Annotated in this window: 10 protein-coding genes and 1 tRNA gene; 6 read left to right on the forward strand and 5 right to left on the reverse strand. The window is 62.4% G+C overall.

The annotated features are described in order from the left end of the window. The first annotated feature begins 17 nt into the window (after positions 1-17). Complete coding sequence (locus tag Q1V57_RS15815) at positions 18-863, forward strand: DUF1499 domain-containing protein (protein WP_300532745.1); 846 nt, start codon at positions 18-20, stop codon at positions 861-863. On the opposite strand, the gene Q1V57_RS15820 is transcribed toward Q1V57_RS15815, so the two are convergent. Both Q1V57_RS15820 and Q1V57_RS15825 read right to left on the reverse strand, forming a co-directional pair. Next, the gene (locus tag Q1V57_RS15820; protein ID WP_300532747.1) at positions 851-1,759 is read right to left on the reverse strand and encodes an MBL fold metallo-hydrolase; all 909 of its coding nucleotides are present in this window, start codon (positions 1,757-1,759) and stop codon (positions 851-853) included. The two genes, Q1V57_RS15815 and Q1V57_RS15820, sit on opposite strands and share 13 nt — an antisense overlap. 3 nt (positions 1,760-1,762) lie before the next feature. Next, positions 1,763-2,695 carry a hypothetical protein gene (locus Q1V57_RS15825; protein ID WP_300532748.1) on the reverse strand — a complete coding sequence of 311 codons (933 nt, stop codon included), beginning with the start codon at positions 2,693-2,695 and terminating at the stop codon, positions 1,763-1,765. A gap of 171 nt (positions 2,696-2,866) precedes the next feature. On the opposite strand from Q1V57_RS15825, the gene Q1V57_RS15830 reads away from it, so the two are divergent. Genes Q1V57_RS15830 through Q1V57_RS15840 form a run of 3 tightly spaced genes read left to right on the forward strand, consistent with a single transcriptional unit; the run spans position 2,867 to position 4,939 of the window. Beyond that, positions 2,867-3,046: a hypothetical protein gene (locus Q1V57_RS15830; protein ID WP_300532750.1), complete on the forward strand. Its 180-nt coding sequence runs from the start codon at positions 2,867-2,869 to the stop codon at positions 3,044-3,046. Positions 3,047-3,101: 55 nt separating this feature from the next. Continuing rightward, positions 3,102-4,034: an ABC transporter permease subunit gene (locus Q1V57_RS15835; RefSeq protein ID WP_300532752.1), complete on the forward strand. Its 933-nt coding sequence runs from the start codon at positions 3,102-3,104 to the stop codon at positions 4,032-4,034. Continuing rightward, a complete protein-coding gene (locus tag Q1V57_RS15840) occupies positions 4,031-4,939 on the forward strand; it encodes an ABC transporter permease subunit (RefSeq protein WP_300532754.1) in 909 nt (302 codons plus the stop codon). The genes Q1V57_RS15835 and Q1V57_RS15840 overlap by 4 nt, the downstream gene beginning before the upstream one ends. Positions 4,940-5,051: 112 nt before the next feature. Here Q1V57_RS15840 and Q1V57_RS15845 read toward each other — a convergent pair whose 3' ends face one another. Then, positions 5,052-5,681, reverse strand: coding sequence for a hypothetical protein (locus Q1V57_RS15845; RefSeq protein WP_300532755.1), 630 nt, complete (start codon positions 5,679-5,681; stop codon positions 5,052-5,054). 233 nt (positions 5,682-5,914) lie between these two features. Between Q1V57_RS15845 and Q1V57_RS15850 the strand changes: the two genes are divergently transcribed. Further along, positions 5,915-7,540, forward strand: coding sequence for a peptide ABC transporter substrate-binding protein (locus Q1V57_RS15850; RefSeq protein ID WP_300532757.1), 1,626 nt, complete (start codon positions 5,915-5,917; stop codon positions 7,538-7,540). Between the two features lie 70 nt (positions 7,541-7,610). Next, the gene (locus Q1V57_RS15855) at positions 7,611-8,906 is read left to right on the forward strand and encodes a DUF3667 domain-containing protein (RefSeq protein WP_300532759.1); all 1,296 of its coding nucleotides are present in this window, start codon (positions 7,611-7,613) and stop codon (positions 8,904-8,906) included. Positions 8,907-9,020: 114 nt separating this feature from the next. On the opposite strand, the gene sppA is transcribed toward Q1V57_RS15855, so the two are convergent. Both sppA and Q1V57_RS15865 read right to left on the reverse strand, forming a co-directional pair. Further along, the gene (sppA, locus tag Q1V57_RS15860) at positions 9,021-10,811 is read right to left on the reverse strand and encodes a signal peptide peptidase SppA (protein WP_300532761.1); all 1,791 of its coding nucleotides are present in this window, start codon (positions 10,809-10,811) and stop codon (positions 9,021-9,023) included. A 231-nt stretch (positions 10,812-11,042) separates the two neighbouring features. After that, positions 11,043-11,119, reverse strand: a tRNA-Pro gene (locus Q1V57_RS15865). Positions 11,120-11,382 lie beyond the last annotated feature (263 nt).

The raw sequence follows: 11,382 nt of genomic DNA on the forward strand, positions 1-11,382 counted from the left end.
GAATTCGGGGGGCCGATATGACGCGCTTTGGGGCGCTTCTGCACACGTGTGTTTCCATGCTGACCTGGCTGAGCGGGATGTTGATCCTGGTCGTGCCGGGCTGGTTTCTTGTGGCCGTGCTCGGCACCAAGTGGGAGTTCTGGGACTGGCGTTTCGGTTATCTCACCCTGACCCAGGAGGCCGGGTTTTACGTGCTGCTCGCCGGCATGGTGACCGCAGCGCTGGCGGTCATCGCCATCGTGCTGCACCGCTTTGTCGTCAAACAGGATTTCGGTGAATGGTCGGCGCCGATTATTGCCCTGGTTCTGTCCCTGGCCGGGTTTGGCTGGATGTGGTTTGTCCTCGACGGTCAGTCCGCACAGCCCGCCGTGCTGGAAGTGTCCACCGACCTGGAACGCCCGCCGAATTTCACCACCGCGTTTTATGCCCGCCGCGGTACCGACCGGGCGACGATGGAAAGCGAGGTCCGGACCGGGCCGGACGGGCGCAGTTTCGCCACCCTGCAGGCAGAGCTCTATCCCGGCATTACATCGCTTTATCTCGATGCCCCTGTCGATATCGCCTTCCAACGTGCACTGCTCAGTGCCCGTGAGCTTGGCCTGCACGTTTCGACCGCGTCGGAGCGCTCGGGCATGTTCGAGGCGGCAACGGAAGGCTTCTGGTACGGCTTCCGCGATGATGTCGTGGTGCGTATCGAAGCGATCGCCCCGGACGAGGCGGGTGAGGGCGGCGGCAGCCGGGTCGACATCCGCTCCATCGCCCGCGAGGACGTCCATGACGGCGGACGCAATGCCCGCCGCGTCGAGGATTTCCTGGTGATGATGCAGGGGGAGCCGGAAGCGGCGCCCGCTCAGGCCGGCTGAGGCAGTCTGAACACCGATTGCAGACCCGGTTCGCCGTCGCAATGGGCGCGGCCGGTCTCGACCAGGTGGATCATGTGCGACAGCACGGAATGGGCGGCGGCCGGGTGCAGGCGCTTGTCGATATCGGCATACATCACCGCGACCATGTCGCGGATCGTATCCTGTCCATTGTTCAATTGTTCCAGGATCTGGCGCTCACGCTCCATGCGATGATCGATATAGGCCTGGATGAAGGCGCGCGGCTCGCGTACGGCCGGGCCATGGGTCGGCCAGAGCAGGTCGAAATCGCGATCGCGAATACGAGCCAGTTCGCGCAGATAATCGCCCATATGCCCGTCCGGCGGTGAAATTACGCTGGTCGACCAGGCCATCACATGATCGCCGGCAAACAGGGTGTTTTCTTCCTTCAGCGCATAACAGACATGGTTGGAGGTATGGCCGGGCGTGTGCAGGGCCTCGACCGTCCAGCCCGGGCCGCTGAAAGTGTCACCATCGCGGATTTCCACATCGGGCTTGAAGCCGACATCATCGCCGGCCTCGAGGCGTACCTCGCCGCCCGCCGGGGCGACCGATTGCGGGCCATAGCCATAGACTTTGGCGCCATGCTTTTGCGCCAGCGGATGGGCCATCGGCGAGTGGTCGAGATGGTGGTGTGTGACGAAGACATGGGTCACCCGCTCACCCTCGAGCGCGGCCTCGAGCGCGGCGACATGGTCCTCGATCACCGGGCCGGGATCGATTACGGCAACCTCGCCACGGCCGATGATGTAAACGCCGGTACCGGTATAGGTGAAGGGACCCGGGTTATTGGCGACGACACGCCGGACAAGCGGGGAAAGCTGATCGCAGCGTCCGTATTCGAACTCGAACTCGCGAACGAAGGGTATGGATGTCATGTATTAGTTCCGTACACTCGAGGTTTCCCCCAAGTACTCCAAAAACGTGTCGGCCAAACGCCGGGTCACGCGAATTTTATCGTCCAGTGACATGGCGATCGGTGGGCCCATATCGGTCTTGTTGACGTCAACGACATAGAGCCGGCCATCGGTGCGGTCGCGCAGCACATCGAGCCCGCCCCAGTCGAGCTTCATCGCCGCGGCGAACTCGGCCAGCTTGGCCTGTTCCTCACGGCTGAGCACGCTGTCGGTTTCCACCACGCGCACATCATCGTTGGAATTGGCAAAGCGATTGGCCTGATAGCGGCGCTTGGGCAGGACCAGCGGAATGCGACCGCCAATGGTCGGGCAGCGCAAGTCCTCGACCATGCCGCCCGGCACGGTGTTGTCGATCACACGCTGATAGACGAGGCCCGGCTCCGGCTCGCAGGGGCCTTGGACAATGCGGCCATCATGGGCGCCATTCTTTTCCGACTTGGCCACCATGGGGCCGGTCCAGCTGCGCGGGTCGACGCTGAGCGAATAGCCGAACACGCGTTCGAAGACGGCGGTGACATGGCTTTTCGCAATGCTCTGGCAATCCCGGTTGATGACGCGGGCATTGTTCGGCGTGGCGACGCGTTCACATGTGGTGGAATCGTCGAAGTAGAACACCGCATCCGCCTCGCTGGCGGTCTTGGCGATCTGGGCGCCGGCGGCGTGCAGCACCGGCCAGATCAGATACCAGGGACGCGGCCGGTCCGGCGCGAACCAGATTTTCGGACCGCTCTGGGCCGCCGGTTTCCAGCGCCAGCTCTCGACCAGGAAATAGAAGGGCAGCCAGTTGAAGAACTCGCCGATCACGCCCGGTTCGAGCGGAACGCGGACACCGGTTTTCTTCACGGTGACGACGCCGTCCTGATACTCGAAATCTCTCCACCACAGCGCACTGTGCATGGTCGGCCCTCTCACAACTACCCCCGCCAGCCCTGGCAGTTCCCCCGGCGGATTCGCGCCGCGAGCGATCCCCATCCTAAGCGGACAACTGAGACATGCAATTCACAGCCGTTCACACTCGGCGCGGTTTTTGCGTGATCGCTCGCGATGGTCAATCACAGAAGAGTGAATGTGGACGTGGTCGAATTTGTTAGCAAGCGCCTCAATCGTCTGCTCTGGCTGGCCGTGGCAATTATCGGTTTGCATATGGTTTTTGCAGGAAACGCAGTCGAGCGTCCGACGCGTGCCAGCGTGATAATCGAGCCGATTGCCGCTGTAGATGCTGCACCGCAACGGCACAGCATCGATTGACATGTGCGCCGTCACGCTGAAACTGCACCCCGAGTTGAATTGAGCCAAGCCCCGTATGTTCGCTTTTGTCCTGCGCCGATTGCTCGTCGCAATCCCGACGATCATTGTGATCACGGCCGTTGCCTTCTTCATGATGAAGGTGGCGCCCGGCGGTCCGTTCGATCTTGAGCGGCCGATGCCGGAAGAGATCCGTGAACGCCTGTTGGCGGAATACGGTCTCGATCAGCCGGTCTGGAAACAATATATCGACTATATGGCCGGCCTGGTTCAGGGCGATTTCGGCCCGTCGCTGAAATTCCTCGACAAGGATGTGGCCGAGCTGATCGGTGAGGGCCTGCCCGTCAGCCTGATGATCGGTGCGCTGGCCATGCTGGTCGCTGTTGTGCTCGGCACTTTCCTCGGGGCGATTGCGGCGCTCAGGCAGAACACCAGCGGCGATTTCGCGGTGATGTCCTTTGCCATGATCGGGGTTTCGATCCCGCCCCTTGTCATGGGGCCCATCCTGGCGCTCGTCCTGGGTGTCTATATGGGGATATTCCCGACTGGCGGGCTGAATTACTCCCGCTTCGGGCTGTCCGTCCTGGTCTTGCCGGTGATCACGCTGGCGCTGCCGCAGATCGCCATCATCGCGCGTTTGATGCGGGCCAGTATGATCGAGGTGATCCGGTCCAATTATATCCGCACGGCGCGGGCCAAGGGCCTGTCGGCTTCGGCCGTGATTATCCGCCATGCCCTGCGCGCCGCGGTGTTGCCGCTGGTCAGCTATCTCGGCCCGGCTTCTGCGGCGGTGATCTCCGGTTCGCTGGTGATCGAGCGCGTGTTCCAGCTGCCCGGCATGGGGGCCTATTTCGTCGATGCAGCCCTGCAGCGTGACTATACGCTGGTGATGGGTGTGGTGGTCGTCTATGCGAGCCTGATCATCATCCTCAACCTCGTCGCCGATGTTATCTATTCCATCCTCAATCCGCGGGTGAGCTACGACTCATGACCACTATCGTGAACCCGAAAGAGAAAGAGGAAATGCTCACCAAGGCGGCGGTCAAAGGCCGTTCGCTATGGGATGATGCGCGGATCCGCCTGTTCCGCAACAAGGCGGCCGTCACCTCGATGATCATTCTCGGCATTCTCGTCGTGCTGGCCGTGCTCGGTCAGCTTGGCGTCTGGGTGCATGATTACGACACGATCTATCGCGACCGCGTCAGCCAGCCGCCGACCTGGGATAACTGGCATCTGCTCGGCACGGATGCGCAGGGGCGCGATCTTCTGGCACGCACGCTGGTGGGACTGGGTGTCTCGCTCATGGTCGGTATCGTGGCCACTGTGGTCTCGCTGCTGATCGGCGTGACCTGGGGCGCCATTGCCGGTTTTGTCGGCGGTCGTACCGACCAGCTGATGATGCGCTTTGTCGATATCCTCTATTCGCTGCCCTTCATCTTCTTCGTGATCATTTTGATGGTCGTGTTCGGGCGCAATATCATTCTCATCTTCGTCGCCATCGGCGCGGTGGAATGGTTGACCATGGCGCGCATTGTGCGCGGCCAGACGCTGGCGCTCAAAGGCATGGAATTCGTCGAGGCCGCAGAGGCTGCCGGTGTGTCGCAATGGATGATCATCCGTCGCCACATCATCCCCAACGTGCTCGGCCCGGTCGTGGTCTATGTCACGCTGATGATCCCGGTGGTGATCCTGGCCGAGAGCTTCCTCAGCTTCCTCGGCCTTGGCGTGCAGGAGCCGCTGACCTCGCTCGGCCGCCTGATTTCGACCGGTGCCCAGGATATGGAAGTGGCCCCGTGGACGCTGATCGTGCCGGCGGTGACGATGATGGTGACGCTGTTCTGCCTCAACTTCATCGGCGACGGTCTGCGCGACGCCATCGACCCGAAAGACCGCTAAGCCGCATCTCGCAGGCGTCCATCTGTGATGGGCAGGCCCGACGCCTATATACCGGCAATGAAAAACGCCCCCGCGATTGCGGGGGCGTCTTCGTTCGAGCCTGGGCCCGGTTTTACTGGTCGCGGCGGATGCGGACGGCGCGGCCGCTGCCATTGACCTGGCCGGTAAAGCTGCCCAGCGAGCGGGCGCGGATTTCCAGGTCGAAATCGGCGCGGCTGCGCGGTACCGGAATATTGCGGTTCTCGGTCTGGCGCCAGACCTGGCCGTTTTCCATGGTGAAGACCCACTCGCCGCGCACCTGGCGGGCGCTGGCGACGCGCATGCGCATGCGGATGATGCGGCCCTCATCGTCACGCTCGAGCACTTCCACACCGTCAGCGGCGACTTCCGGGCGCGGGACGCGCTGTTCCGCGGTCATGCCGGCGCCGGCCGTTGCGGCTGCGGCGTCGCGGCCGGAGGAGCGGCGCGAGAGGAAGGGAATGGAGGGAAGGGAGAGGCCGAAACTGTCACGCTCGACGGCCTCGATCTCCGACCGGGTCACGGTGACCAGGTCACCGGCCTCGCTGGCGCCTTCCAGCTGGCCGACCGCGGTGTCGAAACATTGCAGGCGGGCATTGGCATCCTGGATCTGGCGGCAGGCGATGACCGCATCAAGCGGATTGGCCTGGGCCAGGGCGCCGGGAACGGCAATCAGCGACAGCGCCGTCAGGGAGCCGGCGAAACAGGTAAGTTTTACAGACATGGTCGTATTTCCGTGTTCAAAGCTGACGCGATAATGCGTCACTGAGAGCGGCCTGTCGACCATCGGGCACGGCGTCTGACGGCGGGCGCTAATGCTGGGTTCATCTTGGCGTGTGCAGGCTGAATAATTCCATCCAAAAGCTGTCGGTATGGAACAGTCGACCGGCCGCCTGACTTAGGCTAGAAGGTCATCGCAAACTCAGTTCATCCGTGTTCGAAGGGGAGATCGTAACCGTGATTGGCAGCAAATTCGTCAAGTCCGCACTTGTGTCCGCATCCGTCCTGGCCCTGGCGGCGTGTTCGGGATCGGAACCGGCCGATACCGGTACCCTGGTGCTGCATCGCGGTAACAATGCCGAACCGCTCTCGCTCGACCCGCACCGCGCCTCGGGGACCTGGGAAAACAACATTATCGGCGACATGTTCATGGGCCTCTTCACCGAGGACCCGAACGGTGAGCCGGTTCCCGGTATCGCGGAGAGCTGGACCACGTCCGAGGATGGTCTGACCTGGACCTTCTCCCTGCGTGAGGCCAACTGGTCCGATGGCGAGCCGGTGACGGCGAGCGATTTCGTTTTCGCATGGCGTCGTATTTCCAACCCCGACACGGGCGCGCCTTATGTGTCGCTGCTGTTCCCGATTGCCGGCGTTGAGCAGTCCAGCCGCGGCGAGATCGACCCGAGCGAGATCGGTGTGCGCGCCATTGATGAGCGCACGCTGGAAGTCACGCTGGTCAACCCGGCCCCGTATCTGCCGGGCCTTCTGACCCACTACACGACTTTCCCGATGCCCGATCACGTCATTGCCGAGCATGGCGATGAGTGGATCCGGCCGGAAAACATCCAGACCAATGGCGCCTTCCGCCTGGTCGACTGGCGCACCAATAACTACGTCCACCTGGTGCGCAATGAGCAGTTCTTCGACAACGCCAATACCTGTCTCGACGAGGTCTATTTCTATCCCACCGTCGACAATAGCGCCGCGGGCCGCCGGGTGCGTAATGGCGAGCTTGACCTGAACATGGAATTCCCGGGCCAGCAGCTCGAATTCCTGCGTCGTGAGATCCCGGACTATGTCCGCGTCCACCCGTTCATGGGCACGGTCTATTTCTCCATCAACACGACGATGGACCAGTTCTCAGACCCGCAGGTCCGTAACGCGCTGGGCATGGCGATCGACCGCGAATTCATCGCCAATGAAATCCTCCGCGCCGGCCAGCCGCCGGCCTATGCCTTCGTGCCGCCGGGCGTGGCCAATTACGACAGCGGTGTACGCGCCAGCTGGGCCGATATCCCGGTTGAAGAGCGCCGGGAGACCGCGCGCGAGATCCTGGAAGCTGCCGGCTATGGTCCGGACAATCCGTTCCGCTTTGAATATGCCTACCGTGCGACGGGCGATAATCCGCGTATCGCACCGGTAGTGCAGAATGACTGGTCGGCGATTGCTGACTGGGTTCAGCCCGAGCTGATCGTCTCTGACACGCAGATCCACTACGACAATCTGCGCGCCGGTGCTTTCGAAGTGGCTGATGGCGGTTGGATCGCGGACTATAATGACGCGTACAACTTCCTCTTCCTGGCGGAGTTCCGCTCGGTGCCGATGAATTATCCGCGCTATAACAACCCGGATTACGACGCCCTGGTGACGGCGGCGAACTCGGAGCAGGACCTGGAGCGCCGTTCGGCGATGATGGCCGAGGCCGAGCAGATGATGATCGACGACATGCCGTTCATCCCGATCGTCTATTACGTCAACAAGAACCTGGTGAGCCCGCGCGTGACCGGTTGGGAAGACAATCTCGTCAATATCCACCGCTCGCGCTATCTCTGCTTCGCGGATGCTGAGACCGACGCCGGTTAAGTCCCGCTTGCCAGACCGACCCGTACCGACCTAGCCTGAGCCTCGTGTTCAGGCCAGTTCGGGGGCGTGTATGTCTGGGGCAGATACAGTCGGTGATGCAGTCGTTGCAGGTGCAGGCGCCGGCGAGCTGGAAGATGCCATCCGCGCATCCAAGCGAAAAAAGCGCGACCGGGATTCGGCGTTTGATTCGCCGACCCCGGACGGGGTGTGTTCGAACTGTTCGACCACGCTGAGCGGGCCGGTCTGTCATAGCTGCGGCCAGACCGCAGATAACTATCATCGCCCGGTCTGGGAGCTGATGGCAGAAGTGCTAGACGGCCTGTTCGGCATTGAAGGACGGCTGTGGCGCACCCTGCCGCCGCTGATGTTCCAGCCGGGCAAGTTGACCAAGAGCTATCTCAGCGGCGTTCGCGCCCGCTATGTCATGCCCTTCCGTCTCTATCTGACGGCGAGCGTGCTCTTCTTCCTGATCTTTTTCTCCATCAACAGCCTCATTCCCAGCCTCAGCATGAATGATGTCGAGGCCGCTCAGGAGGGGCTGGCCGTCGCCCAGGAGGAGATGGAAACACGCAGCGAGGATCTGGCTAATCAGCTCGCGCAGGAGGGGCTCAGTGCCGAGGATGTGGCCGCGGTCCAGGCCCAGATCGAGGCTGCCGGATTGGGCCTGGAGGGGCTGTCCGAGACGCTCGATGACCCGGAAGCTGCAGCGCGCACGCTTAATGACTGGCGCAATGAGCTCAAATCCGGCCTGTGCCAGTCCTTGACCCCGGAAGACTGCCCGCGTGAAGAGGCGGCGAGCGATACGCCTGCGGCAGGCGAGGAGCTGGCGGCCGGAGACACCTATATCAACGAGGATGGCGATCTGGTCATGGGCGCCGGGGACGGCATCAATCTCAGCGTCGATGGCATGGAAGGCTCGCCCTATGCCTTGCGGGCGGCGGTGCGCGACCAGCTCTCGCGGGCGGTTGACGATAACGGCGCGGCGGCGATGCGGATGTTCCAGGAACTGATCCCGACCGCCATGTTCTTCATGCTGCCGATTTATGCGCTCCTGCTCGGCATGACGCATTTCTACAAGCGTGGATATTTTTACTATGACCACGTCGTGGTCTCACTCCACTTCCACGCCTTCCTCTTCTTCCTTTTCCTGCTGATGATGCCGATTGGGGCGGTGATCGGCGCCTGGTCGGTGCTGATCCTGATCATCTGGTCGAATTATTATCTCTACCGCATGCACCGGGTGGTCTATTCGCACGGGCGGTTTTCATCGATCCTGCGGACGTTGTTCATGGACCTCGTCTACCTGATCATTCTCTCTGTTGCGATGTCGCTGCTTTTCATCGCCTCGGTGATGATGTTCCCCTAGGCCCCAATGACGCCAACAAAGAACAGCTGACGCTGACCCAGAACTTGCAACGCTGCCAAAGAAAAAGGCCCGCGGAGATCCGCGGGCCTTTCTCGTTTTGACCTGATGGTCTGCTTACTGCGGCCGCGGAGCGTCCGAGCGCAGCTGCAGTTCACCGCCCTGCATGCGCTGGCGGGCCTCCAGGGCGGCCTGGATTTCCGGCAGCTCCATCAGCGCATTGAAGCGCGCAGCGGCCTCGGCATTCTCAGCCGACATGCCGAACAGTTCGGAGAAGGCTTCAAACGGGTTCGGCAGGGCCGGGTAGCGCGTCACGCGGACATCGCTTTCCGGCGCAATGCCGGCCAGTTGCTTGGCCATGGCAACGGCATCGCGATAGCCGCCGATCTCATCGACCAGACCCAGATCGACAGCCTGGGCGCCGGTCCAGACGCGTCCGCGGGCAATCTCGAGCACGCGCTCCATCGGCAGGTCGCGGCCATCGGCGACGCGGCTGGTGAAGTCCTCGTAGATGTCTTCCATCTGGGCGCGGTAGGCGGCGCGCTGGGTTTCGGTCCAGCTTTGCTGGGCCGAGAACGCCGTGGCGTATTCACCGCCGACAGACAGGGTTTCCGCATTCAGACCGACCATGCCGAACGTGCCGGACAGGTCGACCTTGCCGCCGAGCACGCCGATCGAACCGGTAATGGTGGTGGCGTGGGCGAAGATGTAGTCGGCCGGAGCAGACAGGTAGTAACCGCCCGATGCCGCCGCATTGGCCATCGACACGACAACCGGCTTGCCGGCCTCACGGGCCCGCACGACTGCGTGCCAGATCTGGTCGGAAGCAATGGCCGAGCCGCCGCCACTGTCGACGCGGATCAGGATGGCGCGGACATCATCATCGTCTGCGGCCGCCAGGATTGCTTCGGACATGCGGTCGCCGCCGATCGATTCGCTGCCGCCGAACGGTCCCGGATCGGGAGAGCCGGTGACGATGGCGCCCTGACCTTCAATCAGGGCGATGACCGGTGCATTGCTCCAGTCCGGCGTGGTTTCCGCATAATCCTCGATCGACAGGGCCGAGGCACCGCCTTCAACGCGGGCGAGGGCCGCCTCGCGAGCTTCGACGACATGACCAAGGCGGTCGACAAAGCCGACCTCGCTGGCCGTCTCCGCCGAATGCGGCGCGCTTTCAAAGCCGGCGCGGACCGCGTCTTCGCTCATGCCGCGATCATCAGCAATGGCGCTGACCGTGGTGTCGTAGATCGAGCCCATATAGGACAGCGTCGCCTCGCGGTGCGCCTCCGTCAGGGTCGTTTCGGTGTAGGTGTTCGCTGCGTTCTTGTATTCGTAGAACTGCTCGAACTGGGGCACGGCATTGAACTGCTCAAAGGCGCCGCCGAGGAAGGTGATTTCGGCTGCTAGGCCCGCCGGGGTAAAGCTGGCCGTATCCTGCAGCCAGATTTCATCGGAACCGGCGACGGCGAAATAGCCGGTCACCGAGGTGCCTTCAAAACCCTGCGCATGGGTAACGACGAAGCGGCCTGTGGCGCGGAAGTCCTCGAGAGCCCCGCGCAATTCCTCGGCCGAAGCGGCCGGCAGGCCGAATTCATTGGCGCGCAGGAACAGGCCGCGGACCCGGTCATCGGCCTCGGCGCGTTCCAGGGTCTGGACGATATCGACAATCGACAGCGGACCGGCAAAGCCGAACGGGCTGCGCATCGGGCTGTCGGTCCGGGCGGTGCGCAGATCGAGTTCAAGCACGATATCGCCGCGCGGGATCGCCGGCTCATTGGCACTGCTGGCATTGGAAATCGCCGAGCCGATCAGGCCGACAATCATAAAGACGACGAGAATGACCGCGAGCACCGAACCCACGACCACACCGACGATGGAACCCATGAAGGTGATCCAGAACTGTTTCATAGTAACCCCTTTACCCACGCCCGGACGGCGCATGTTGCGCACTGTGCAAGTTACGGTCCGGTCTCTAAGGACAACCTAGTGGGCCTGCTCTGGGCGGGAAAGGGGCATTACGGCGTTTTATGTCCCCCGAAAGGCGTCTGGCGAAAAGTGTTGCGCGCAGGCGTCATCGGTACCGCCAGGGCGGCTGTATTTTGCTGTCATTACAGGTGATTTGCGGGGCAGGGGAATAAATGGTCGGAGTGGCGAGATTCGAACTCACGACCCCTGCCTCCCGAAGACAGTGCTCTACCAGGCTGAGCTACACTCCGAACCGAGGCGCGGCTTATAGCCAACTCTTTCACCCCGCGCAACGCGCCTCGAACATGTTTGTCAGCGCTTTTTTCACTGCCTTGCAGTGGCAGGCGAGGGCGCGGGTGCATTTCATCTGTAAAGCGACCGCATTGACCCGTTGCATACCCGGACGGTGTTGGGTATTTAGCCCGCTCCGCATCGCGCGGAGCCGGTTGGGGCATCGCCAAGTGGTAAGGCATCGGTTTTTGGTACCGACATTCCCAGGTTCGAATCCTGGTGC

The organism is Maricaulis sp. (assembly GCF_030149425.1).
Classification (GTDB): domain Bacteria; phylum Pseudomonadota; class Alphaproteobacteria; order Caulobacterales; family Maricaulaceae; genus Maricaulis.